We start from the raw sequence: 24,761 nt of genomic DNA, 5'->3' as shown, positions 1-24,761 counted from the left end.
GGTCCCTATTAACCAAAGTTAATCGTATCATAACTGTACGGCGAGAATCAAATGTTGTTTTGCCTGTTTTTGAAAAGTTCACGTTTCGAGAGCGCATCCGCTTCTTTGTTTTGCGCGGAGGCTATCCACTTAATAAACACATGATCAAATTCCCCATCGATCATTTCCAAAATCGGCTCTAAATAAGCCGCATACACTGTCTGTTTCACAAATCGGTTATCGATCGCATCACAAACAAGCTGGGAATCCGTCTTCAAAGACACGACTTTGTAGCCGTGACTCATACAAAGTTCCAGCGCTTTTTTGGCAGCAGCAAATTCGGCTTCATGATTGCTCATCGTTCCCAGCGGATAACTGTAACGCAGCATATGCCCGTCCGATTTTATGAAAATTCCGGCCGCAGACAGACCCGGATTGCCGGCGCTGGCCCCGTCAAAATAAACTTCAGTAATCATTTCTTTCGGCCCTTATTCATAAAGTTTGCTGCCGAAGACATGTTTCTCTAAATTTGACACACGGCGCAAAATGTCATAATTCGTATTTCCGGGCGACGGCTGATTTTCAGATTGCTCTTTTGGCGGCTGTTGTTTTACCTTTTCTCGCGCTGCTGCTAATTCCTCTTTTAAACTCTCGTTTTCTTGTTCCAAAGATTTAATCCGGTTCTCAAATGCTTCGTAATCTTTAATAACCTCATCTAAAAATTGGTCGACATCATCTTGGTTGTATCCGCGCATGCTTGATTTAAATTCTTTTTCATATATATCATTACGTGAAAGGTTCGCTATTTGTTTTTTATCCATATCGATTCACCTCAATCGGAAGTCTCTCTTCAGCTATATTCTTTCAAAATCGCAATGAAATGTCAATCAGCCCCGTCAATATGCTCTTCCCGGATCAAGTCTTCGATATCATCAGGCGTAACGTAAACGAGCGGATAATCCGTTTTTCCCGCCTGTTTTTTTGCTGCAGCGAGAAAAAATTTCGGCGTCCCCTCGATCTCTTCATCATATAATACAAGGGCTGCATCTGTTTTCTCTGCGATAAATTCATTTTTCATCCGCAGCTGCGACGGGTTTTCATACGGACGCTTCGTAATGTAATCTTTAAAATCTGCACCGTCCCATACTTTTTGATACAGCACTTTGACCGGTTCAGGAAAACGTTCTTCCTGATGATAAAAAGGTGCGAGAACGGCCAGTTTCAAATCTGGAAACTCGTTTTTTTTTAATTCCAGCGCTGCTTCACCGGCCCAAAGCTCGACACCGGGCTGACCGGTAATAACAATCCAGGAAAGATCCCACTCTTCAATACGGGCTGTAAGCGCTTTTTGCAAGGCGCGTTTCAAATAAGGGAGCTGCTCATGTTGTTCGTTAAAGACCCCGATTTCATGCGGTTTATATCCTGTAACTGCGGCTGACTTATACATTGTCTTCATCCTTTGACCGGTTGATCGCCGTTTAGCCTGAAAGATGACCGAATCGCTTATTCGCGTCCGGTCATTTGGAAGGCGGCATTATTGTATTAGCGGTTACTGAAATAATATAAACGTTGAGGCGATAATCACAAAAAACATCGCAAGAACAACTTTAACCATCTTCCCATCACGCTCCTGCTTTTATAAGTAAGTCGTACCTCCCTTAACTATAACGGAAGCGGAGCGGAAGAGCAATCAGGAAGTTCCGCCTTTCCATGCTGCTGACAAATCACCCCAGAGCGTTAATCCGCGGCTGTCGAGTTCACTGTAAATCGCCTCAAATACAAATGATGTTACACATGCATCCTTTAATGCATGATGGCGGAAATCTTTGTCCATGTTCATCCGCTCCGCCCAATCGGATAAATCGTTGTTATGTCCGGGAAATAAATCTTCTGCCATCTTTCGCGCATCTAAATACAGCGGCGATACACGAGGAAGTTTCCATTTTTTTAATTCATTTACGAGAAACGGCACATCAAACGAAGCCGGATAAGCCACGAGAACAGTATCGTCAATAAAAGCTAAAAACCTTGCGATAACAGACGGAAACCGTTCCGCTGTGCTGAGCTTTTCATTTGTCAGGCCTGTCAGTCCTGTTATTTGCTTCGAAACAGATTTTGACGGGCAGATAATGTCGTAAAAATAAAGCGGAGGATGATCGCCTGTCAGATCCATCTTGACTGCACCGATCGAAATGATTTCATCTCCGAATTCCGTGAAAAATCCGGTCGTTTCCAAGTCAAAAACGGTGAATGTCAGCTGTTCAAGCGTTTCGCTGCTCTGGAGAACCGGAGGCTGAAAATTTCGTATTCGATGCATCACTTTTTCGCGCTCATGACTTTCATTCATATGCCACTGGTTTCGGTGTGTGACAAACCGGAAATAATCGAACAGCACAAACCGGATTGCCGGCCAAATTGACACTTCCACGTTAGGTCACCCCGCGATTTTTTTGAAAGCTTAATTCCGTCATTTGCTGTAAACGCTTCGCAATCGTCAGCGCTTCTTTTAATTGTTTCTTTTCTTCCGCTGTCCGGTTTGAATAATAAAGCCGGTTTGAGAGCGGATTGCCTTGCCGAATTTGCCGAACGTGTTCGCCAAATCGAAAGGACATAAGAATATCGACAGCCGTTTCCGCATTGGCTGCATCCCGGGGATGAAAAACACCGGCCTCTTTCAGCGCTTTCAGTCTCGCTGTCGTATTGACTTCCGTGATTCCGTATCGAATCGCATAAATTCTTACCGCATTAACAATTTGCATTAATGCGTGTTTTTTTAGATCCAATTCTTTCATTTTTCCCTTAAGTTTCACTCGCCCCAGCGGCTGAAGCGGCACCCGGAACCTCAGGGTGTCTTTCATCAGCATCGCCTGCAGAATCCGGCTGTATTGAAGCGGCTCCGTCACTGCTTCACGAAGACGCTGCGCCAACTGATAATCGCCCGCAATCGGCCGAAAGTCGATAAAAATCGTAAAATTACGGACATCTTCAGCGTCCGCTTCTTTCATCCAGCGAAAGACTTCAGCTTTCCATTCACTGTAACCGCGGCACCATTTACGCTCCCGCGCCATAATACCGCCGCTGCACTCCGGAAAGCCTGATTCCGCTAATATTTCATTCACTTTTGCCGCAAACAGGTGAAAATACTCTTCTATTTCACGCCGGTCAGCCAAATGAGCGTAATCTTCCAAGATCAGTCCGTTGTCCTGATCTGAGCTGAATGCTTGCTCCAGCCGCCCTTGGCTTCCCATGACGATAAAACAGTAACTGAGCGGCGGTTTGCCGTACCCCTCAGCTTGCATCTCTTTTTGCGCAATGAAAAGCGCCTGACGGTGGATTTGATCATTATAATTGGATATAAATTCACTGACTTCACGCGGATACGTCCGCTCGCGGAGCAAAAGTTCCGTAAATTCAAGAAAATCCGGAAGCGCTTTTGGTGACAAAGAAGCTAATTTTTTCCGGGTCGTTGCCTTGTATAAATCTCCGGATAAGTATAAATATTTCGACTCACGCACGTGCAGAAATGATTTTGCGGTAAAGATGCCGACTAAATCGCCTTCATTAATGACCGGCAAACAGTCTGTACGGCTCTCACGAAAATAAGCGAGTGCTTCGTATATAAAAGCGCGGTCTTCAATTTCTCCTCCGCCGGTCATCATCCAGTCTTTAACAGCCTCGCCGCCTCGTCCGGTTAAAAAGCACTCAATCACTTGCTTGTCTGTCAACACACCGGCAACGGTTCCGTTATTGCCGATGACGACAAGCGACTCGGCATCGGAATGAACAAGAACTTTCGCCGCTTCCGATACAGAGGCGAGAGCAGGCACTGTCGTCGGTTTTGACATGACATCTCTTACGCGCGAGCGGAAAAGCGGTGTTACAGCTTCGCCGCCCGTTTGCCTTTCATGCTTGATCTCATCGTAAAGCGACTTCATTCGTTCGCCGATGTCTGTCAAAACAATGTTGGAAAAAGATTTATTGTCTCTCATCAGCTGCAGCAGTGTTTTTTTCGGCAACAGCACCGTTTCACAATCCTCAAGCGCCTGAACCGAAAAATTTAGCTGCCCTTCGCTGAGCAAAATCATCAGCCCGATTAAATCCCCCGGATAATAGTAGCGAACAGAAATTTGTTTGCCGTCGTCCCGATGCAAAACGTTTTTCGCAAGCCCTTTTAACAAAAAAAACACATCGGTTTCTTCATCTTCCTCATAAAATAAAAACTGATTTTTTCGATACGTCTGACGTTTAGATTTGCTGATCAGACGGTCAAACTGTTCATCTGTTAAATGATCAAATGGGAACGTCGTCCGAATAACATGTTCGTAAGATTTGACCGTTTTCAACCCGCTCCACCTCCGCGATCAAACTTTTACAGCCGCTTCACTTTTTCTTCAAGCCTGTCTATGCGTTTTTCAAAATCGTCCCGGAATTTTTCCTTATGAATCCGGGTTTTTTCGGCTTCTTTTAAACCTTCTCTCGCTAAGTATAACGCATTTTGCAGATCTTTGTCTGAATGTTCAGCGATTTTCGCTGCTTCCGCCCAAAGATCAGCTCGCGGTTCGCGTGTTTTTTCAATCGCTTGAATGAACATCGTTTTTGCCTGTTCCGGCCGTTTTAATTTTTTGTACAAATACCCGAGTTCGCGGTAAGCGCCGGCAGCGTAACGGCCGCCTTTTTCAGCAGCTGAAAACAGATGATCTTCAGCATTGCTGAGCCAGCTCTCTTTCACAAACCAGCGCCCGATTTGCAAGTGTTCTTCTGCCGACGGCAAAGACTTTTCCGGGAAGAACAGCAGACGGCTCATATGATCATAGAGCGTGATCAACGAACGCACATCCTGGTCATGGTGGGAAATAACCCCTTGCAGCTGAAAAGGATCGTTTTCATGCAAATAATCAAAATATAGAATCGGCGCTAAACGGCCCGGGATATCAGACATTCGCGGATTGTTTAATTTATATTCTTCAACGACAGCGAGCCGGCAGGACGGAAGTTCATGTTTCCACAGCCTGCGCGCAGCATGGAGCAGATCAATATGAGCGGTTTGCGGAAGTTCCGGAAGTGTCCGGTACATAAAAGCATGGCGGGATTTAACTTGCGGCCAGTCAAACGATTTACCGTTATAGCTCACAATGACATCATCAGCATGAAAATCATCCAGAAAACCCGTTAAAAAAGCAGTCTCATCTGCCGGCCCGCGCAAAATATGCTGCGTCACTTCCGTGCCGTCAGGAAATACACGGGCGTATCCGATTAAAAAAATCCGATTTCCCGCTCCTTGTGAAAGGCCGGTCGTTTCCGTATCAAAAAACAGCAGGTTTTGCACCGGAACGTTCCCGAAACTGAGTGCATGAGATGAGCTGTGCTGCGACCAAAATGACCGCATGTCATTGAGCCGTTCATACGCCGTTTTCTCTCCCGGTTCTGCTTGTTCCGGGTAAAACACTTTCTTGCGAAACGATACTTCGCCGGCAGCTGAAAACGGGATAAAACCGAGTTGTTTAAAAGCATCTTCTGCCGCTCTGTCAGTTCTCGTTTGAGGTGATGATTTTTCCGTATTTCCTGAGACGGATTCTTCGCCGTCAGCATCATCTTCAGCGGCTAAGTGCGTTTTCATCCGCTGCAGCTTGGCTTTCATACTCATCTGTTCTTCACCCGCCTTTACCTAATCAGCAGCATGGTCATACGAAACAAGCGTACTGTAAGCCTTTAATATCCACGTCTTCACTTCTGTTTCATCATGCACGAGGGCATCTGTTCCGGAACAAGATGGGCAGCCCCCTTCACACGGGCACGACCAAACAAAATTCAAACACTCATGCAAAATATCGTTTAACTGGTGAAAAATACGTTCACTCAAACCGATGCCCCCGGGGTAACGGTCGTATAAAAAGACTGTCGGCTTTTCTGAATGCGTCGCTTTCACTTGGGCGACAGCGTGAAGATCGTTTTTATCACACATCACGTGCACGCAAGCGACGTGCTGCCATACGTGGGCAACCCCGCTCAGGATATGTTCTTGCGCTTCTTCAGACAGCCCGGAAAAAAAATCAGGCGCAAATGTCAGAGCAATTCCGTTTGAATGCAGCTCTTGCTCGGGCAAATGAATCGGCCCTGAACCGATATTTTCAAAGCTGTCGAGCTTGATTTTTTTAAAGATCGTCGCCATCGCCGTGACCATGACGTCCCCGTAAGAGGCGGCATGGCTCCCGGCCGCTTTCTCCTCGTCGATCTCGAGCACTTTCAGTTCCACAGCCAAATTCGCGTCGGTGTAATAGTCGACATCGACTTCGCGCACGTAAGCTTTTTTCTCATCCCAGTCTAAGTGCTCGACTTGGTGCTGTGTCCCTTCATGCAAATAAATCGCTTCATCATGCAATAAAGTTAACGCGCTGAATGTGTCCATTTCACCGATAACCCGGTGATGTTCGGTCACCGTCTGATCAATAATCACGACATTTTCCTGAGCGGCCGAGCGCAGACTGATGTTGTGCGCAGGGAAGGCATCATTCATCCAATGCCACTGGCCGCGGTATTGATGAAGAACCCGCTCTTCCGTTAAGTATTCGAGAATTTCACTGACATCTTCTGTGCCGAAAGTTTCGCCTTGTTTAAACGGAAGTTCATAGGCTGCGCATTTTAAGTGATCGACGAGAATAACGAGGTTATTTATATTAATCCGGGCCGTTTCCGGCGTGTGATCAAAAAAATATTCCGGGTGCTGTAAAATGTATTGGTCCACCGGGGATGAACTCGCAACCATAATGACAACAGATTCATCCTGACGCCGGCCGGCGCGGCCGGCCTGCTGCCAGCTCGAAGCTATCGACCCGGGATAACCTGTCATGACACAAACTTGCAGCTGGCCGATATCGACACCGAGTTCAAGCGCATTTGTGCTGACGACGCCGATCGTTTCAGCATTGCGTAAATTCCGCTCAATTTCCCGGCGCTGCTTCGGTAAATAACCGCCCCGGTAACCGCGAATCCGCTTTTGGTCAATCTCGTCTTTCACGAGCTCTTGCAGATGGCTTAAAATCACCTCGACCCGCACTCGGCTTCTGGCAAACACAATCGTTTGAATGTTTTCTTTTAAAAAGGCGGCCGCAAGCTGATTGACAACTTTTGTGGCGCTGCGGCGGATATTCAGCTGCTCATGTACAACGGGCGGGTTATACATAACAAAATGCTTCTTCCCGCTCGGGGCGCCGTTGTTGTTAACGAGCTGAACATCTTCACCGGTCAGCTCAGAAGCGAGCTCAACCGGATTGGCAATCGTCGCGGACGTGCAGACAAACGTCGGACGGCTTCCGTAATACGCACAAATCCGTTTTAACCGGCGGATCACATTCGCAACATGGGAGCCAAACACTCCCCGGTACGTATGAAGTTCATCAATCACAACCGTTTCAAGGTTTTCAAACAGCGATATCCATTTTGTGTGGTGAGGCAAGATGGCAGCATGAAGCATATCCGGATTGGTGATCACGACGTGACCGGATTTACGGACGGCCTGCCGGACATTCGCCGGTGTATCCCCGTCGTATGTATAGCTGTTTAATTGTATATCCATATCCTCAACCAGTTCATTCAATTCGGATTTTTGATCCTGTGCCAACGCTTTTGTCGGGAAAATATACAGCGCTCGGGCATTTGGGTTCCGTAAAAAACGCTCCGCGACAGGAAGGTTGTAACAATACGTTTTCCCGGATGCTGTCGGCGTCACCGTAACAATGCTTTGACCTTTCAGCGCTGCATCAAATGATGAGCGCTGGTGGGCGTAAATTTGCCGAATCCCGCGATGCTTGAGACCCGTTTTTATCTTTTCGTGCATGTCTGCCGGAAAATCTGCAAATGACGCGGGACGTTCCGGGATTTCGTGCCACTGCGCAACATTCTCATCGGCAGCGAGTTGTGTAATGAGATCTTGCAGCGTCTTTTTACCAAACATAACGCTCACTCCTTCTTCGTTTTATTATACCGAATATGTGTTTGGATATGAAGAGGTGAACAATTACGCAAAAAACAAAATTCCGCAACCGCTGCAAAAAAATTTTTGCTAAACTATGCATATTCATGTTTGAAGGAGGATTGATCATGAGTCTTATCACCGGGTACGCGGCTGCCTTATTATTTGCGTTGAATTTATCTATGTACGCACTCTTTTACATCATACGCAAAAGCTCTTCACGCCGGGTGCGGATTTATGTCGCGCGTTATACCCGTCAAATCATGAAAAGTCATTCTGCTGTCGGGATTGCCGGTTCATTTGCTATCATCTTACATATCTACACTGTTACCGACGGCGGAAGCTTCTTTGCGTCCAAACCGGTTTATACAACAGGCGTCGTTGCCGGTGCTTTTTTGATTTTGACGCTGTTGAGCGGATATTTGCGCAGCCGCAAAGCTAACGGGTTCCGGCGCAGGAATCACCAGCGCGCATCGCTGTTTTTTACGTTAACCGTTATTGTTCACATAACAATGAGCAGTCTTTAACACACGTTTTTAGCGATTGGGCTGCTCCCGCGAAAGGAGACACCATGACAACGATTTTATATGTGCTGATTTTAGTTGCTTTTATGGATACTTTTATACAACTGCCGATCATCACGCCTTATGCTCAAGAGTTAGGCGCATCGAATGTATTGACCGGAAGCATTATCGCTGTCTACTCGCTGGCCAATATGGCCGGCAATGTGTTCGGCGGATACTGGATCGACCGCTTCGGAAGAAAAAAAATGCTGCTGACAGCAATGACTGCTGCAGCAGCTGTTCTTTTGCTTTATCCGCTCGCAGGCAGCGGCGAACAGCTTTTTTCGATACGCTTTCTTCACGGCCTGGCCGGAGGAATTTTAATCCCGGCCGCTTTCGCCTATGTCGGCGATAAAACGGTTCCGGAAAACCGCGGTCGTAAAATGGCTTATACCGGCGCGGCGATCGGCATTGCTGCCATTATCGGCCCTGCTCTAGGCGGGGGCATTGCTGCTTCAGCTGAAACGGAATACGTGTTTATTTTTACGGCCGTTCTGTTTGCCGTCACCGTTTTTTTCGCTTCGCGTTATTTGCATGAATCATTTTCTCCGCCCGAGCGCGGCAAGGTTTCCTTGCAAGATTTCGGACCGGTTTTAAAAGAGCCGGCGATTTTCAAAGCTGCGCTGACGGCTTTTGCGCTCATGATCAGCAACGGCACGCTCGCGTTTGCCCTGCCGTTAAAAATCGAAGGGGCCGGTTATTCTTCGGCTTTTACAGGCGCTCTCTTGAGCGTTTACGGCGTTGTTGCGCTGATTGTTTTTTTGACGCCGCTTAACAGAGTGTTTGACCGCGTCCATCCCGTCCCCCTTATGATTGCAGGGATGATAATGATCGGCGCATCAATGATCATGCTCAGCTATTTTCAGCTGCTCATCGTCATTATTTTGGCTATGGTTGTATACGGAAGCGGATTCGCCTTCGTTTTTCCATCGATGAACCGTATGGTTGCAGACGCCTCGTCTGCTGTCGACCGGGGAAAAGCTTACGGTATTTTTTATTCAGCATTTTCTTTAGGCGTGGTGTCCGGATCTTTTCTCTCCGGGGCTGTCACCGAATGGTTCGGCCTGCCGTTTTTATTTGCATCGGTGATGATCTTGTCGTTCGCTTTTCTGCTCTTTTCTTTACATCACCGAACAGACGGCTGGCGAAGAAATTCAATCATCCGTTCATGAACATCGGCGCGGATCACGCGCTGTTCATTGAGGAGCTGATGTCTTCCCCCCGGGATATAACAGATTTGCATATTCGGACATTTTTGCCGGTAAAAGCGGATATTTTCTTTTTCATCGACCGTATTATCGCGCCCGCCTTGAATTAAATAAACCGGTATGCGGAGAACCGGGCTGTAATGCATCCGCATTTGCCATGCTTCCATCGCTTTCAGCCAATGAGTGCCGATCCATTGAACTTGCAAAGGGTCTTCTTTAATAAATGCCCGGTACGATCGGTCTTCGGAATTTCGCTTAAACACCCGTTTCGTCCGTCGTAAAAGTTTCGTCGTATAGTGAATGAAGCCCCGTGTCCACGTCCAGCGGTGCGGAAAATAAAGCGGAGAAACTAAAATCAACGACGAAAACGGCAGCATCCGAATGCTTGAAGCATGATAAAGAATCGCAGCACCTGTGCTGTGCCCGGCACCGATAAATTGATCGCAAAAAACGTTTATCTTCACTGTTTCGTATACGTCCCGGAGCGCATCGAGATAATCATCAAAACTGATCACTTCACCGTTCAATCCATCTGATAAACCGTGTCCGGGCAGGTCAAATAAAATCACTTCACAGTTTTGTTCTAAAAAAGCATTCACGGTTTTGCTCAAACCGCCTGAATGATCAAGAAACCCATGGATTAACAAGACTGCCGCCTCCGGATTCGCCGGTTGAAAATGCTGGGTAAAAACCTTGTACCGCCGCGACGTCACTAACCCGGCACGGTAGGAGGACAAGTTATTTCTGTCGAACCCGTAGTACGTTAAGTAATAATGAAGCGAGGCGATCCGGTTATGCGGATTATTTTGCGATAAATCCGGCATCACATCACGTAAATCGTCGAGCCAAGAATGTTCCTTATTCATATCAATTCCCCCGTTTTTACCGATCGTTATTACTACTTGTATTCTATCTTATCGCCATATAATACAAAAGAAAAAAAGCACCCGCGAATATCACGGGTGCTTGAATCCATTATTTAGATGCGGCTTCGATAAGCGCTTTTCCGTAAGCGGGAAGATCCGGCGGGCGACGGCTTGAAACGAGTTTGCCGTCGGTAACGACCGCTTCATTGACCCACTCGGATCCGGCGTTGATCATATCGTCTTTAATCCCCGGCGTACTCGTTGTTTTCTTCCCTTGTAAAATCCCGGCTGAAATGAGCACCCAACCGGCATGGCAAATTTGACCGATGACGCGATTGTGATCATTCATATATTTCACAAAAGATAAAACCTCGTCATAACGCCGTAATTTATCGGGGGCCCATCCGCCTGGCACGAGCAGAATATCGTAATCTTCGATGTTGATTTGTTCAAACGCATAGTCAGACATAACCGGCACGCCGTTTTTACCTACATACGTCTTATTTGCTTCTTTCCCGGCAATATGCGCAGCGGCTCCTTCTTCTTGCAAACGGTAGTGCGGGTAGATCAATTCTGAATCCTCAAAATCATTTTCAATAACTGTCAGCACCTTTTTACCGGCTAACTTCATAGAACACTCGCCCCTTTCCTTCATTCGTTTCTTTTTCTGCTCTTCCCTTTCTTAATGATCTTTAATCATTTCGCCCCGTCCCACTCCGAAAAAAACTGCTCGAGAAACACTTCTAAAAAACGGTGCCGCTCTTCAGCAATTTCGAAACCGCTCTCCGTTTTCATATGATCTTTTAAATAGAGAAGCTTTTCATAAAAATGATGGATCGCAGAAATGCTGTTACGGCGATATTCATCTTCGCTCATGTTCGTTCTTGCCGACGCATCCGGTACATACATCGCTTCTCCGCGATTGCCGGCAAACATAAAGCAGCGCGCCGTTCCGATTGCGCCGATCGCATCCAGCCGGTCTGCATCTTGAACAACTTTTGCCTCCAGCGTGTCTGGAGATTGATTGTTCCCGCCTTTAAATGAAACCGTATCAATCACTGCAAGAATATGACATACTGTCTCGCTGTCTGTATTTGCATCCGCCAAAAAGTGCTCTACCCGCTTTATGCCTGCTCCTTTTTCATTGTAAAACTTTTCATCAGCCACATCATGCAGTAACGCAGCGATTTCGCAAATATTCCGGTCCGCTCCTTCACGCTCAGCAAGTTTTACAGCTTGGCGGCGGACCCGGTCGGTATGGTGCCAATCATGCCCGCTGGCATCTTCGGTAAAAAATCGCCGGGCTAACTGTTCTGCTCGGTCAATCAAAACGTGCATTTTTATCTCCTCTTTCTATTAAGCATTAACCAAGATGAATTTTCATTCGAAAAAAATAAACTGTACCATGCTGTACTATTTTCAATGATTATCTGTACCATATATCTGTCACTTTGTGAAAAGCAGAGCAAGACGGGATTTTTCGATCTTTTAAAAAAAGTGTAGCAGTAATTAAATTTAAACATTTTGTGAAAGTGTGACGCAAATCATATCTTTCTATGCGAATATTTTCTATACTTCGGATAAGGGAGTTATGCAATTACTTTGAAAGGGGATTGTCACATGTCAATTTTACCAAAGAAAAATGAGCTTGGCTTTTTTGAAATCCGTCTCGAATCGATCGGCGGACTCGGAGCCAATCTCGCAGGAAAAATGCTGGCGGAAGCGGGGGTAATCGGCCACGGATTAAATGGATCCAATTTCTCTTCATACGGTTCAGAGAAAAAAGGATCCCCTGTCAAATCGTTTGTACGTTACTGCGATCCGGATGTAGAAATCCGCGATCATTCACCGATTGAAGAACCTCATGTGATCGGTGTTTTTCACGAAGCATTATATAAAATGGTCGATGTTGTAAGCGGTCTCAAAGCTGACGGCGTCGTACTCGTTAATACAGAAAGCGATTTTGAAACGATCAAGCAGGATTTAGGGCTTGAGTACGGAACGGTCGCTCAAGTTGACGCGTTAAAAATCGCCAACGAAGAAAAAACGAAAGTGAATACCGCCATGCTCGGGGCGCTTTACCGCATTCTCGATTTCCTCGATGCTGAGCATATGCGCGGTGTCATCCGCACGACATTTGAAAAAAAATATCCGCACCTTGTCGAACCGAATTTGCGTACGTTTGACCGCGGATACAATGAAGTACAGTTTAAAACGTTCGATGTTCCAGCAGAAGCTGTAAATAAATCTTTCACCCGGCCGCAGCCGCGTCTAGGTTATGAAACCCAGGAAATCGGCGGCATTATCAGCGCTCAAGCAAACAGTATCGAAAAAGATTTGAGCGGTTCGCGCACAGGCTATTTGCCGGAGTATCGTGCCGACAGCTGTATTCATTGCGCTCAGTGCGATACGGTTTGTCCCGATTACTGCTTTGTTTGGGAACAAGGAGAAGATAAAAAAGGCCGACCGCAAATGTTTTTAAAAGGGATTGATTACCAGTACTGCAAAGGCTGCCTCAAATGTGTCGACGCCTGCCCGACCGACGCGCTCGCCGATATGGTTGAAGAAAAAGGCTATGCCGATGAACACCGTGTAAAGCATAACTTTCCGCTCGTATCAGGAGGTATGAAATAATGGCGATGACTGAAAAGAATGTCACGAAAAAAACAAAGCCGGAACAAGTTCAAACGTTTGAATCCGGAAACGAGATGGCTGCGATGGCCGCAGCGCAAATTAACTATCACGTGATGGGATACTTTCCGATCACACCGTCAACGGAAGTCGCTCAATATTTGGACATGATGGCTTCGAAAGGCATGCATGACATTGAATTGATTGCCGCCGACGGCGAGCACGGATCGGCCGGTATTTGTTTCGGCGCTGCCACCACCGGCGCAAGGGTCTTTAACGCCACAAGCGCGAACGGTTTTTTGTATATGATCGAACAGCTCCCCGCACAGTCCGGCTTGCGCTTTCCGATGGTGTTAAACCTCGTCACCCGCGCTGTCAGCGGACCGCTCGATATCCGCGGCGATCATTCTGATCTATACTACGGTTTAAATACCGGCTGGGTCATCTTAACAGCCCGCACGCCGCAGGAAGTTTACGATTTAAATATTATGGCGCTGAAGATTGCTGAACACAGCGATGTTCGCCTTCCGGTTATAGTCGCTTACGACGGCTTTTTCACATCTCACCAAAAGCGAAAAGTCGATTTATTCAAAGACCGCGAACCGGTCCAAGCGTTTGTCGGCGAAGCTCCGGAAGGATATCCGACGTCGATTAATAAAGAACAGCCGGTAACGATCGGCGCGCACATGAACGGCGACGATTTGCTGAACAATCATTTTCAGCAGTCGGAAGCTCTTTATCGTGCTTACGATGTTTATAAAGAAGTCGCCGAAGAATACGAAGAAATTTCCGGACGCAGCTACAGCATTCTTGATCAATACGGCATGGAAGACGCAGAAGTAGCCTTGTTCTTATTAAACTCTGCGGCGGAATCGGCAAAAGACGTGGTCGACCGCCTTCGAAACGAAGGTGTTAAAGCCGGCGTTATCAGTCCAAACGTCATCCGTCCGTTCCCGTCTGAAGATATCCGCCAGGCATTGAAAAATGTCAAAGCGGTGCTTGTCGGTGAGCGCGCCGATTCATACGGCGCAAACGGCGCCAATCTGACGCACGAAATTAAATCTGCGCTGCAAGAAGACCCGGACAATAACACGTTAGTGTTAAGCCGTGTATTCGGCCTCGGCGGCAAAGATTTTTACGCCGATGACGCGGAAGCCTTCTTCCAGCTCGCCATCGACGCCGCGGCAACCGGAGAAATAGAAAAACCGTTTGATTACTACGGCATCGTCCCCGGCAAAGAAGAACTGAAACTGCAGCCGGTCATCGAACCGCAAACAAAAGATGTTTACAACTCCGGTTTAATCAAAGTCACGGAAGATGAAGAAACGAACAAACTGAAAGTTAAAGTGCCGCCTTTGCGTCAATTAACGACGAAACCGAAACGGTTCGCATCGGGTCACGGCGCCTGCCCGGGCTGCGGAATTTTCCCCGGACTCGAGCTGTTTTTCAAGGGGATTGAAGGGGATGCTGTCATCTTGTTTCACACCGGCTGCGGCTACGTCGTCACGACGGCCTACCCGTACAGTTCGCATAAACAGCCGTTTATTCACAACCTTTTCCAAAGCGGTCCGGCGACTCTTTCAGGAACCGTTGAAGCTTTCTTTGAAATGAAAGACCGCGGCGAAGTAGATATTGATGACGACTTCACCTTTGTCATGGTGACCGGCGACGGCGGCATGGATATCGGGATGGGATCAGCGATCGGTACTGCCTTGAGAAACCACAAGATGATCATTTTAGAGTATGATAATGAAGGGTATATGAACACCGGATCACAAATGTCCTACTCGACACCGATCGGCCATATGACAAGCACTACCGGCGTCGGCAAAGAAAAACAAGGCAAAGCGTTCCACCATAAAGATACAGCGCAAATTATGGCTGCGACAAATATTCCGTATGTTTTCACCGGCACTGAAGCGTACCCGCAAGATCTCATCAAAAAAGCAGCGAAAGCACAATGGTATGCGCAAAACGAGGGACTCGTTTACGGCAAGCTGCTGATCACTTGTCCGCTTAACTGGAAGAGCAACGACCGCGACGGTGAAAAAATCATGAAAGCTGCGGTTGAATCGTGTTTCTTCCCTCTTTATGAAATCGAACGCGGCGAAACTTTGATCACGTATGACCCTGAAGCAAAGAAAAAACGTGTTGATTTGTCCGAATGGCTCGGCTATATGGGTAAAACCAAACACTTGCTCAAAGAGGAAAACAACAAGTTGCTCAGCTCATTTGAAGAAGAAGTAGAGCGCCGCTGGAAAATCCTGAAGACAAAACACGAAACACCTCTTATTTAGACTGCACAGAAACCCAAAAAGAGCTGTGATCATTGGGATGATCACAGCTCTCAAGTTGTAGGATAACGATTATTTTGACGTAAGCCACGCAACCGCTAACCTCCGCTTGCCCCGGGCAAGGACTCAGCTAGCATTCGGCGGTCTTAGATCGCCGAATGCGGATCTTCGTCTCTTGCTTTCCCGGAGGCGTCGGAGAAAGCGGTTGCGTGGCTTTCTTACTTAGCAGAACAAAATTGACACTGCGCTGTTTGAAACAAGCAGGATGACCCAGCATCCCGGCTTAATCCTGCGGGATAGGGAGACAAGCGAGACCCTGCAGGGCTAAGCCCGAAGCGGCTCGGCGCTCGCCCGCGGACTAGTAAGACACGGCGAAGTCTTTTTGAGCCGATGTCGCAGTGATACCTTCAGGTGAAAGAAGACGGACGTTGCGTCGTCATCCGTTCCTTTTAATAGGATATCGATTGATGTCATGACTTTGTCCACACTCTAAGAGCTGTGATCATTAGGATGATCACAGCTCTTTTCTCACGTCAGCGGCAAAAAAGATGATCCTGCTTCTGTCAGCTGCTGCTTACAGCTTCGCAGATGAGCACTTTTCGCATTCGTTCGAATAGCATTCATGCATTTCTTCAATCTTTTCTCCGCACGTGCTGCATTGTTTTGCAGGCAATTTTTGAAAAAATTCGACGCTCGACATTAACATCTTTTTCGCCCTCCTTTAATTTGTTGTTTACATTGTACTATAACAATAGTTAATACACAACATTGTTTTGCAACAATCTCGACAATAAAAAAAGAACTGTAAAAATACAGTTCTTACTTCTCTTACTTCACCGCCAACAGTCTATCAAGCTCTTCGACGAGATTGGCGATTTCCGGCTTGCTGATCTGAGCATCAGCGCCGACGCGTTCCCCTTTATGATACAAATCACCTGTAATAAGAGATGAAAAAATCAATACGGGCAGCTCCCGGCGGCCGCGTTCCTCTTTTAACAATTTAGTTAAATGATGACCATCCATCAGCGGCATCTCAATATCTGTAATGACCGCATCGATCTCCCCCTTGTCATGACTTGAATCAAGCGTCTCAAGCGCTTCTTTGCCGTCTTGAGTAAACATTAACTTTTCATAACCGGCTTCGGTCAATGTGTTCTTAAGCAATTCACGTAAAATGGATGAATCTTCCGCCAGCAAAATGGTTTTATTTTTTCGCTTTGCGGCTCGGCTCGTATCAACCGCTGCTGACTTCATCCCGTTTTCAGGCAAAATATCATAAACAATTTTTTCGTAGTCCAGCATCAAAATCATATTAGCTTCCATTTTAATAACGCCGATCGTTACATCGTCAAGCCCTTGCCCGAGTGTTCCGGTTTTTTCAATTTGTTCCCAAGAAATCCGGTGAATACGCGATACTGAATGGACATGCAGGGCCACTTTCATTTGGTTCATCTCCGCAACAATCAATTTATCCGCAGACGATTGTTCCGGTTGGGAAAAACCGATCGCCTTAGCCAAATCAATCACAGGAATGATTTCTTCACGCAGGCGGATAATCCCTTGCACATGCGGGTGCATATGCGGCATGAGTGTAACATCGACAGGCTGTAAAATTTCTCGGACTTTCATAACATTAATTCCGAAGGTCCCGCTTCCGACCGTAAACATGATCACTTCTAATTCATTCGTGCCGCTTTCTAACAATATCCCTTTTTCGTCTCTGCTCACTTCACACTCACTCCTAGCGGTGACTTTTCTTTCACCTGTCTTTTATCCTGAGTACAGAGTACCATGTAATGCGCGTATATGCGATTACATTTCCGTAAAATTTTGCGGCATTTTCACAAAATCGACAAATTTTAATTGCTTCTTTTTTTTATTATTTATATAATGTTAATGATAACAGTTATGCTGGATTGGGGGATTTTCATGTTAAAGCAATGGGGTTTTCCCGGACTGTTTACGATGATCTTGGTTTTAGCTCCGGCTTCAACCGTGTTAGCGGATGAAAACGGAAACGGCGGATCGCTGAGCGACGGGCCGTTTGTGATTGTCGCTTTTGCAACACTGATTGTGATGGCATATTATATGATTCGTGAATAACCCGGTCTCGGTGATCATCTTAAAACAAGCAGAGGGAAAAAATCCCTCTGCTTGTTTATGCTTGTACGCGGTGATTAAATAAATAAACAAAAAGGGCAAAAAGCAATAAAAACCATCCGCTCGCGGCTAAAACTTCGCCGATATAAAGTACTTCTCCGGTCTCAACTGCGGCAGCCTGATTGTAACCGTTTATATTCGCTGCAATCCGCTCCCGCACCCCGTCGATCCGAAAAATTTGCCCCCATTCCGTCATAGTTTCGTAAAACGGCTTTGAACGCAGCGAGGATAAACCGGCCTGTGCCAAAATCGTCACAGCAATACCGGCAAGCCAGCCGAACGGCCGAATCACTTTGGAAACAAGAAAAATGAACACTGCCGCAAAACCCAGGTGAAGCGCGCCATAAATGACGGAGACATAGATCAGCGGTGCTGATTCAAGATAAACTGTTTGCACGATTGTAAGCCCGTCACTGACTGTTGCTGCTAACTCCGGGCTCCCGGAAATATTTTGAGCGGCGATTCTTCGGATCAAAAAGAAAGCGAAAACCATCGCGTAAGCCAAGGAAACCATCATTTGTATAAGGCCCGCAGCCATTTTCGCTGAAAGAAGGCGGACAGCTCCTGAGGGAAGGTTCAGCCAAAACAGCTGCGTTTTATTGCGCCATTCTTGCGAAAATGCTGCCAGCCAGGCGATAAACAAATAAAAAACGTGAAAAAAGACAATCGCAGCCGCCAGTAAAAATAACAACGTTAATTCATAATGAACGAGCCAAAACATAAGCAAATAAGCAGCTGAAATTAAACCAAGACTGATAAAAAAACGGGCGCTGCTTTGCTGAAGTTCTTTATACAAAAGGGCAAACCAGATCATTTGATCACCTCCTGCATCGCTTCAAGCACAGACTGGCCTTTTTCTGTGCGCAGCGCTTCAACATCTGTGTCAAGTTCGCACCCGCCGGCTTTTAACAGAATCACACGGTCAAGAAACGGTTCAACTTCCGCTACTTCGTGCGTCGACAAAATAACCGTTTGCCGAGTCAAATCGACATAACTGATCAGCAGCTGCAAAATTTCCTCGCGCACGATCGGATCCAATCCGGCGAGCGGTTCATCGAGACAAAGAACCGGACATTCCCGGGACAGTGCGATGATAAATTTCACCTTTGCTTTATTCCCCTTCGATAAACTGTCAATTTTTTGCTTAGAGTTAAGCTTCAGTTCATTGACCATTTTTCCGCTTTTTCTTCATTAAATCCGGGAATCGCTTTGCTGCAAAAGCGAATTTTCCCCTGAACCGTCATAAATTCATACAGCGACTCATCCTCAGCAGAAAAACTGACCGCATCCCCTGCAGCTCGCGTTACTTTTTTTCCGTTAATCCATACAGATCCCCGGCTCGGTCTAATCAGGCCGGCGCATAATTTCAACAGCGTCGTCTTCCCGCTCCCGTTCGGGCCGATTACACCCGTTAAACCGGGCTGATCAAACGTAAGATGATCAATCGCCAATGCTTTTTTGGTCCGATAATTTTTGCGGACATTTGCGACTTCAATTCGGGTCATCAACACTCCCCCCCTTCCTTGATTTCTCGCTGAATCAGCGAAACGGTATCTTCTGCAGTAAACCCTATATCATTCATCAGCGTTAAAAACGCAGCCGTTTTTTCTTTAGCAATCGCCGTGCGCAAGTCGTCAATGACATGCTCATTTTCCGTTACAAACGTCCCTTGCCCCCGCCTTGACAGCACAATTCCTTCTCGTTCCAATTCAATATACGTTCGCGAAACCGTATTGGGGTTCACGCCTAATTCTACAGCCAATTCTCTGACAGACGGCAGCTTCTCCCCTGCAGGTAAGTGGCCGCGGCAAATCCGGCCGTAAATAATCTCACTGATTTGTTTATATATCGGCCGGTCGTGATGAAACGATGGCATACTTGTCCCTCCCCCTTTGTTTAATCAGCAACATCGCGCCGGGTGAAAACTATCCAGGCGGCAGCAGCAAAAATGAAAAAATAGCTGAGCAAAATGAGCGTGGATAACAGCGGCGTGACACCGTCAAGCAGCGGCTCGCCTTGAAATTGCTGCAGCGTATTTGTATGGGCGAAAAGCAGGTATTTTATCCATTCGTAATCATTAAGCAAATAGACGATTTGTCCGCCTGTAAAGAGAAGTACAAGGGATAAACCAATCGCAAGCGACTGGTTGCGAAAAACAGTTCCAATCATAAAAGCAAACGTTGTAAATATCACAAGCTCTGTAAATGCTAAACCGTAAACGGCAGCTGTATATTCCCAAAGCGGCATGTCGCGAATGCTGCCGTTAACAAGCTCGATGACCCGGTACGATTCAACAGAAAAACCGTAAAGAACCCACCCGCTTACGACCGTTGCGAGTAACAAAACAAAGAGCATCATCAAAGCAAACAGCATCGTCGCGATCCATTTTGAAAGCAAAATTTTTCCCCGTTTAACCGGACGAATCAACAGCAGTTTAATCGTACCGCTCGCATGTTCGCCGGCAACAGTTCCGGCACCGACAATCACAGTAAACATCGTCATAAACGTCACGAGCTGCGGATTATCCAGCAGAAAGGACCAAACATGTTCATTGGGAATCGGTTCAACATCCTTTTCAAGATAATAATTGTACAATTGCTGCTGTTCAGCCAACTCCGCTTCTACAGCCGGAGGAAGATCATTTACGCTTTGCTCTTGTTCAATCAAGTGAAGATGCTCTTCTGCCGTCTGTCCGTCAAACGGTTCGTCCGGAGCGGGAAGGGCATATTTCGAGAGCAGCCCGACAGCGATAACGACCGCGATGAGAAGGGCGGCCATCACTTTTGTTCCTTTTCGGCGGTATATTTTCATCCATTCATTGCGAATAAGCCCCGGCATCAGCTGTCCCCTCCAGTAATAGTGAGAAACTTCTCCTCAAGCGTCGAACGTCCTGCGGGCTTGACTTGAAAAATACTGAATCCTCCGCTGACAAGCAGTTGAACGACATCCGGCACTTCTTTTTCGCTCATGCTGATATCAATATACGTATCTTTAACTGCCAGCGCGTAGCCAAAAGCGTGGCGAATCTGTTCAGCCGCTTCAGATGCTTGCGATACTTTGAAACAAACACGGTTGTTCTCAGTTGTAAATTCGCCGATCTCCGCCGTTTGAATCAGCTTTCCGTGTTGCAAAACGCCGATTCGGTCGCACATTTTCTCCATTTCCGCCAGCAGATGGCTTGATACAACAATGCATACATTCTCCTCTTCAGCCAAATAACGCAAGTAAGCCCGGATCTCCTGAATACCTGCCGGGTCCAGTCCATTCGTCGGTTCATCTAAAATTAAAATAGCCGGTTGATGCAAGAGCGCCTGTGCAAGGCCGAGACGCTGACGCATTCCGAGCGAATAGTTTCCGACAGGTTCATTGATCCGCTCAGACATTCCGACAAGCGCGGTGACCTCTTCAATCCGCTCTTTTGTCACGCCGGGCATCATCCGCTGATAGTGAATAAGGTTTTCTCTTCCGGTCAAATAATCGTACATTTCTGGGTTCTCAACGACAGCACCGATATGTTTGAGCGCATTTTCAAAAGAGACGGCCAAGTTTTGCCCTTGAATATGGATTTCTCCGGCTGACGTTTTCATCAGTCCGACAATCATCCGGATCGTCGTTGTTTTCCCAGCCCCGTTTGGACCGAGCAGGCCGAAAATTTCGCCCGGATAAACGTCAAGGCTGATGCTGTCAATAATTGTTTTTTTATTGATCGTTTTCGATACATTTTTAAGCTGAATCGCCGCTTCCATTAGCACCCCGCACCTTCTTAAGTATTAGTGTATTAAGTAAATAGTACACTGGTACAATAAGAAAGTCAACACGGTTCGTGTTGACTTTTAAGCTTATTCGCTGATAATCTCGATCTCTTCAATAACAACCTCTTCTTCCGGGCGGTCTTGCTCTGCTGTCGGCACTTCAGCAATGCTGTTAACCGTATCCATGCCGTCAATCACATGGCCGAAGACGGTATGCCCGTCGTCTAAATTCGGTGTGCCGCCTTTTTCTTCATACGCTTGCAAAACTTCATCATCATATTGATCTGCAAATTGCGCCAAAATGTCTTCGCTCACCTCATCGGCGTGGACGATGAAAAACTGGCTTGCATTCGTGTCCGGTCCGCTGTTCGCCATCGACAGCGCGCCGTTAAAATGGTAAACAGAGTCATCAAATTCATCTTCAAACGGTTCGCCAAACGCGCTCTCACCGCCCATTCCGGTACCTTCAGGATCGCCGCCTTGAATCATGAAATCTTCAATCACTCTGTGAAAAATAACCCCGTCATAATAGCCGTCTTCACTCAATGTAATAAAATTCTCCACCGCTTTCGGGGCCGCATCAGGAAACAGTTTTAAATGAATCTCACCGTGGTTTGTCGACATCACCGCTTCCGCTTCATTTTCCGCTGCTTCTTCTGTCAGCTGCGGCAGTTCGCCGCTTCCTGCCTCGCTGTCCGAATGATTGATCTCCGCATCATCGTATGAATCGGCACATCCGGCAATCAAGCCGATCCCCGCCAATGCTCCTGCTGCACTTATCGTTCGAATATACTTTTTCATTTGTTTCTCTCCTTTTTACCGAATTCAATCGTATCGATCTTGACTGTTAAAAACGATGCGATATAATATACATAAGAACATTTGTTCGTATATTTTATTAAGGTGGTGAAATGCTGGTGGCTGTACTTTCCCGTGAAGAAGAACAGATTGTTGAGTCCTTTATTTTTCTCGATATAGCGCGCAAAGTGTTGGAAAAAGATTTAAGCAGGCTTCAACATGCGCCTTTAAAAATCAAAGAACCGTATATACGTTTAATCGAAGCGGCTTTAGAAAAACTGAGCACACATATGTACCGGACAAAATGGGAAATGAAACAGGCGGATCTTCAAGTTCAGCTCCAGCGTATGGACAGCACGTTTTCTGAATACAGCATTTTTTTCCGCGGTTACGTCGTCACAGCCAAATATTTAAATCCGCACTTGCGAAACCAAGTCAGCCGAACAATTGAACAGCTTTTCACAGACACTCCTGCCAAACCGAAACAGCTTTATTAATCATTTGCCGGCGAGCGGAATTTTCGAAAACACTGATAAAGCAGTGCGGTAAAACACGTCATCTTGCGCTGCGGAAGGCAAACGGGACTGAATAAAATCGATATAGGGCTTCATCGGGACAAGCGGCCAATCCGTGCCGAACATAAGCTTATCGTAGCGGTCGCAAAACGAAAGCGCATGGGCAAAATGATCAAAAAAATGCGCTTTGTTGTTAAGACGGGCAACTTCTCTAGCATCCCCAACGATCAGACCGGATAAATCCGCATAAACATTGCCGTTTTTGTAGACAACTTCTGCGGCATCAAGCATCCACGGATCACCGAAATGAGCGAGGACAAAACGCGTTCCGCGGTGTTTGACGGCGGTTTCGTCAATCGTCAACGGATGAGCATACTTGAGAATTCCCCGTTCAGAAAACGTATCACCCGTATGGAATACAACCGGAAGATCGTACGAACGAGCCAGTTCATATACTGGATCATAGACAGGATCGGCTGAATAAAACGGGTAATAACCGAGATAAATCTTGATCCCGACGACTTCCGGTTTCAACAGTTCTTTTTCCAGGCGGATTAAATCCTGCTTATTTAAACGGTAAGGATTGATACCTGCACAATAATAGATGCCGCTCTCCGCGCCTGATGACAGGTCAATCCCCATCGGTGAAGAAACACTCGAATCCGGAAATTCCTCGCCGCCTTCGATTTCCCTTACCCCCATCGCAACAGCCGCCTGCACGCCGTTATGCTTCATTTCCATCTGCAGACCGGAAGAAGAATAATCAACGAAAGACTGATGTTCCGCTGTTTGAAAAAAAGAGTCAATATAAGATAAATGAATGTGACTGTCGATGATCCTGCTCATAAAGCCCCCTCAATACTGCGCGCAGACAATCAATGATCATCCGGGCGGTAAAACCCTTTTTCCTTCACCTGTTCATACGCATTCGTCAAAATACCTTGAATCGCCTGCCCGCGGTTTTTCTTGCGCAATCTGTATTCACGGTAAAGTTCTTCTCCTTCGTATCCTTCATCGATTAAATTTTTCAGCAGCATATCTGATAAATCGTCCCGCTTAACTACGAGCACCCCTTCGAGATGAACAGACAGATGGTTTTCCAGTTCAAAAATCGAGCTGACATGACAAACGAGGCTCGCTGGCTCATTCGTCCGTTTCGTGATCGTCACTTCAGCCATAAAAGGCTCTGCGGCTTCTTGATAATTACGGAAAAACGTTTCCCACTCACGGTCGACTACAGCTTCTAAAAGCCAATCTTTTTGAGCTTCTTCTTTATTAATAATTAGACCGTCAACAAGCGGTATTTCGTGAGCACTCATTTCTTCTTCGGAAACTCCCTCCTCGTCCAGCACGATCATCAATGAACATAACTTAAACGTCTTCATCACAAACTCCTTTCTGCAAACTTGCATTCCGGCTGTTATTACGTAAAAATAAAGGCAGTCTCCATCACGTTAAACAAAAGGACGGGATCAGCTGATGAACAAGATAAAACACTCCTGTGCCGGCGCTCAAAATTCACAGCAATGGCAGCAAGGCACTCCCGCTGCAATAAGCGCTTTTTTGAACATGACCGGATTAACGCGTAAAGCTCCGCCCGGAAATAAGCGTGTCCTGTCCGTGCAATACAAAGAAAGAAACCGGCACGACCCGGCGGACAGGCAAATGTATCAATACTTCTCCTGGCTCGACCGGGTTATGAAAGGGATCATCCGCGTTTACAACAGTGAAAATGAAGCGGTGTTTTTCCTATTCAACAAGGTTTGTCTGCTTCGTTTCAAGAAGGATTTCGGCTCTGAAACCCTTTGCTGCTGGACCATTTGCGGCGGACTGTTAAATAAAGAAAGGAATGCAGTCCGCCCGCACGGCCGGTTTTGGATTGCCGCGTCAAAAGCGCCTTCCGGCAGACAAGGGATTTATACAGCATTAACCGATTTTCAGCCTGCTCTTCCTTGGAAACTGTATGTGCTGACCCAGGGAGCAGTTCACCCCTTTGTCATGAACCGTTTTTTAACACGAAAATAAC

General features: G+C 46.6%; 29 protein-coding genes. 7 read left to right on the top strand and 22 right to left on the bottom strand.

The window, feature by feature from the left end; all coding sequences use genetic code 11:
* Nucleotides 1–47: 47 nt before the first annotated feature.
* The 7 genes from EDD67_RS07820 to EDD67_RS07790 form a co-directional block, all read right to left on the bottom strand.
* A complete protein-coding gene (locus EDD67_RS07820; RefSeq protein ID WP_307723711.1) occupies nt 48–455 on the bottom strand; it encodes a reverse transcriptase-like protein in 408 nt (135 codons plus the stop codon).
* 12 nt (nt 456–467) lie between these two features.
* Complete coding sequence (gpsB, locus tag EDD67_RS07815; protein WP_093072249.1) at nt 468–800, bottom strand: cell division regulator GpsB; 333 nt, start codon at nt 798–800, stop codon at nt 468–470.
* A 62-nt stretch (nt 801–862) separates the two neighbouring features.
* The gene (locus tag EDD67_RS07810) at nt 863–1,426 is read right to left on the bottom strand and encodes an SLOG family protein (protein WP_121439557.1); all 564 of its coding nucleotides are present in this window, start codon (nt 1,424–1,426) and stop codon (nt 863–865) included.
* Between the two features lie 243 nt (nt 1,427–1,669).
* On the bottom strand, nt 1,670–2,407 hold the full coding sequence (locus EDD67_RS07805; RefSeq protein ID WP_121439558.1) for a 3'-5' exonuclease: 738 nt from the start codon (nt 2,405–2,407) through the stop codon (nt 1,670–1,672).
* A gap of 1 nt (nt 2,408) precedes the next feature.
* Nucleotides 2,409–4,322, bottom strand: coding sequence for a DUF294 nucleotidyltransferase-like domain-containing protein (locus tag EDD67_RS07800; protein WP_121439559.1), 1,914 nt, complete (start codon nt 4,320–4,322; stop codon nt 2,409–2,411).
* A gap of 26 nt (nt 4,323–4,348) precedes the next feature.
* Nucleotides 4,349–5,623, bottom strand: a complete 1,275-nt coding sequence (locus EDD67_RS07795; protein WP_121439560.1) for a ribonuclease H-like domain-containing protein — start codon at nt 5,621–5,623, stop codon at nt 4,349–4,351.
* Nucleotides 5,624–5,644: 21 nt separating this feature from the next.
* On the bottom strand, nt 5,645–7,930 hold the full coding sequence (locus EDD67_RS07790; RefSeq protein ID WP_121439561.1) for a DEAD/DEAH box helicase: 2,286 nt from the start codon (nt 7,928–7,930) through the stop codon (nt 5,645–5,647).
* Between the two features lie 146 nt (nt 7,931–8,076).
* On the opposite strand from EDD67_RS07790, the gene EDD67_RS07785 reads away from it, so the two are divergent.
* On the top strand, nt 8,077–8,475 hold the full coding sequence (locus EDD67_RS07785) for a hypothetical protein (RefSeq protein WP_121439562.1): 399 nt from the start codon (nt 8,077–8,079) through the stop codon (nt 8,473–8,475).
* The gene (locus tag EDD67_RS07780) at nt 8,421–9,683 is read left to right on the top strand and encodes an MFS transporter (protein WP_277872123.1); all 1,263 of its coding nucleotides are present in this window, start codon (nt 8,421–8,423) and stop codon (nt 9,681–9,683) included. The genes EDD67_RS07785 and EDD67_RS07780 overlap by 55 nt, the downstream gene beginning before the upstream one ends.
* Here the strand turns inward: EDD67_RS07780 and EDD67_RS07775 are convergent.
* From EDD67_RS07775 to EDD67_RS07765, 3 genes are all read right to left on the bottom strand, one after another.
* On the bottom strand, nt 9,638–10,585 hold the full coding sequence (locus tag EDD67_RS07775; RefSeq protein WP_121439564.1) for an alpha/beta hydrolase: 948 nt from the start codon (nt 10,583–10,585) through the stop codon (nt 9,638–9,640). The two genes, EDD67_RS07780 and EDD67_RS07775, sit on opposite strands and share 46 nt — an antisense overlap.
* Before the next feature lie 109 nt (nt 10,586–10,694).
* Nucleotides 10,695–11,216 (bottom strand): type 1 glutamine amidotransferase domain-containing protein, encoded by a 522-nt coding sequence (locus tag EDD67_RS07770; protein ID WP_121439565.1) that lies wholly within the window; start codon nt 11,214–11,216, stop codon nt 10,695–10,697.
* A 65-nt stretch (nt 11,217–11,281) separates the two neighbouring features.
* On the bottom strand, nt 11,282–11,923 hold the full coding sequence (locus EDD67_RS07765; RefSeq protein ID WP_121439566.1) for an HD domain-containing protein: 642 nt from the start codon (nt 11,921–11,923) through the stop codon (nt 11,282–11,284).
* A gap of 282 nt (nt 11,924–12,205) precedes the next feature.
* Between EDD67_RS07765 and EDD67_RS07760 the strand changes: the two genes are divergently transcribed.
* Complete coding sequence (locus tag EDD67_RS07760) at nt 12,206–13,219, top strand: 2-oxoacid:acceptor oxidoreductase family protein (protein WP_093072260.1); 1,014 nt, start codon at nt 12,206–12,208, stop codon at nt 13,217–13,219.
* Entirely contained in the window at nt 13,219–15,513 is a 2,295-nt protein-coding gene (locus EDD67_RS07755; RefSeq protein WP_121439567.1) for a thiamine pyrophosphate-dependent enzyme, read from the top strand. Before EDD67_RS07760 ends, EDD67_RS07755 begins: the two co-directional genes overlap by 1 nt.
* Nucleotides 15,514–15,834: 321 nt before the next feature.
* Here EDD67_RS07755 and EDD67_RS13890 read toward each other — a convergent pair whose 3' ends face one another.
* The 3 genes from EDD67_RS13890 to EDD67_RS07745 all read right to left on the bottom strand — a co-directional run bounded on the left by EDD67_RS13890 (nt 15,835) and on the right by EDD67_RS07745 (nt 17,238).
* On the bottom strand, nt 15,835–15,984 hold the full coding sequence (locus EDD67_RS13890) for a hypothetical protein (protein WP_154718750.1): 150 nt from the start codon (nt 15,982–15,984) through the stop codon (nt 15,835–15,837).
* A gap of 100 nt (nt 15,985–16,084) precedes the next feature.
* Complete coding sequence (gene yhfH / locus EDD67_RS07750; RefSeq protein WP_371859255.1) at nt 16,085–16,210, bottom strand: protein YhfH; 126 nt, start codon at nt 16,208–16,210, stop codon at nt 16,085–16,087.
* Nucleotides 16,211–16,338: 128 nt separating this feature from the next.
* Entirely contained in the window at nt 16,339–17,238 is a 900-nt protein-coding gene (locus EDD67_RS07745; RefSeq protein WP_277872120.1) for a chemotaxis protein, read from the bottom strand.
* A gap of 201 nt (nt 17,239–17,439) precedes the next feature.
* Here EDD67_RS07745 and EDD67_RS13885 point away from each other — a divergent pair, with 201 nt between their 5' ends.
* Nucleotides 17,440–17,613: a hypothetical protein gene (locus tag EDD67_RS13885; protein ID WP_154718751.1), complete on the top strand. Its 174-nt coding sequence runs from the start codon at nt 17,440–17,442 to the stop codon at nt 17,611–17,613.
* Nucleotides 17,614–17,668: 55 nt separating this feature from the next.
* On the opposite strand, the gene EDD67_RS07740 is transcribed toward EDD67_RS13885, so the two are convergent.
* The 7 genes from EDD67_RS07740 to EDD67_RS07710 form a co-directional block, all read right to left on the bottom strand.
* Nucleotides 17,669–18,484 (bottom strand): hypothetical protein, encoded by an 816-nt coding sequence (locus EDD67_RS07740; RefSeq protein WP_121439568.1) that lies wholly within the window; start codon nt 18,482–18,484, stop codon nt 17,669–17,671.
* The gene (locus EDD67_RS07735; RefSeq protein ID WP_121439569.1) at nt 18,481–18,843 is read right to left on the bottom strand and encodes an AAA family ATPase; all 363 of its coding nucleotides are present in this window, start codon (nt 18,841–18,843) and stop codon (nt 18,481–18,483) included. The genes EDD67_RS07740 and EDD67_RS07735 overlap by 4 nt, the downstream gene beginning before the upstream one ends.
* A complete protein-coding gene (locus tag EDD67_RS07730) occupies nt 18,828–19,175 on the bottom strand; it encodes an ATP-binding cassette domain-containing protein (protein ID WP_121439570.1) in 348 nt (115 codons plus the stop codon). The genes EDD67_RS07735 and EDD67_RS07730 overlap by 16 nt, the downstream gene beginning before the upstream one ends.
* Complete coding sequence (locus EDD67_RS07725) at nt 19,175–19,546, bottom strand: GntR family transcriptional regulator (protein WP_121439571.1); 372 nt, start codon at nt 19,544–19,546, stop codon at nt 19,175–19,177. Before EDD67_RS07725 ends, EDD67_RS07730 begins: the two co-directional genes overlap by 1 nt.
* A gap of 20 nt (nt 19,547–19,566) precedes the next feature.
* Nucleotides 19,567–20,508 carry an ABC transporter permease gene (locus tag EDD67_RS07720; RefSeq protein ID WP_121439572.1) on the bottom strand — a complete coding sequence of 314 codons (942 nt, stop codon included), beginning with the start codon at nt 20,506–20,508 and terminating at the stop codon, nt 19,567–19,569.
* Nucleotides 20,508–21,416 (bottom strand): ABC transporter ATP-binding protein, encoded by a 909-nt coding sequence (locus EDD67_RS07715; protein ID WP_121439573.1) that lies wholly within the window; start codon nt 21,414–21,416, stop codon nt 20,508–20,510. The genes EDD67_RS07720 and EDD67_RS07715 overlap by 1 nt, the downstream gene beginning before the upstream one ends.
* Before the next feature lie 93 nt (nt 21,417–21,509).
* Entirely contained in the window at nt 21,510–22,223 is a 714-nt protein-coding gene (locus tag EDD67_RS07710) for a peptidylprolyl isomerase (protein WP_121439574.1), read from the bottom strand.
* A gap of 110 nt (nt 22,224–22,333) precedes the next feature.
* Between EDD67_RS07710 and EDD67_RS07705 the strand changes: the two genes are divergently transcribed.
* On the top strand, nt 22,334–22,717 hold the full coding sequence (locus EDD67_RS07705; protein WP_121439575.1) for a YhjD family protein: 384 nt from the start codon (nt 22,334–22,336) through the stop codon (nt 22,715–22,717).
* On the opposite strand, the gene EDD67_RS07700 is transcribed toward EDD67_RS07705, so the two are convergent.
* Both EDD67_RS07700 and EDD67_RS07695 read right to left on the bottom strand, forming a co-directional pair.
* Nucleotides 22,718–23,581, bottom strand: coding sequence for an amidohydrolase family protein (locus tag EDD67_RS07700; protein WP_121439576.1), 864 nt, complete (start codon nt 23,579–23,581; stop codon nt 22,718–22,720).
* Between the two features lie 29 nt (nt 23,582–23,610).
* Nucleotides 23,611–24,120, bottom strand: a complete 510-nt coding sequence (locus EDD67_RS07695; protein ID WP_121439577.1) for a YwpF-like family protein — start codon at nt 24,118–24,120, stop codon at nt 23,611–23,613.
* A 94-nt stretch (nt 24,121–24,214) separates the two neighbouring features.
* Here EDD67_RS07695 and EDD67_RS07690 point away from each other — a divergent pair, with 94 nt between their 5' ends.
* On the top strand, nt 24,215–24,760 hold the full coding sequence (locus EDD67_RS07690) for a hypothetical protein (protein WP_121439578.1): 546 nt from the start codon (nt 24,215–24,217) through the stop codon (nt 24,758–24,760).
* The last annotated feature ends 1 nt before the right edge of the window (nt 24,761 follow it).

Source organism: Salisediminibacterium halotolerans (assembly GCF_003814815.1).
In the GTDB taxonomy this organism is placed as follows: Bacteria; Bacillota; Bacilli; order Bacillales; family Salisediminibacteriaceae; genus Salisediminibacterium; species Salisediminibacterium halotolerans.
The sequence above is the reverse complement of the archived record's forward strand: the minus strand, read 5'-3'. Positions and strand labels throughout refer to the sequence as shown.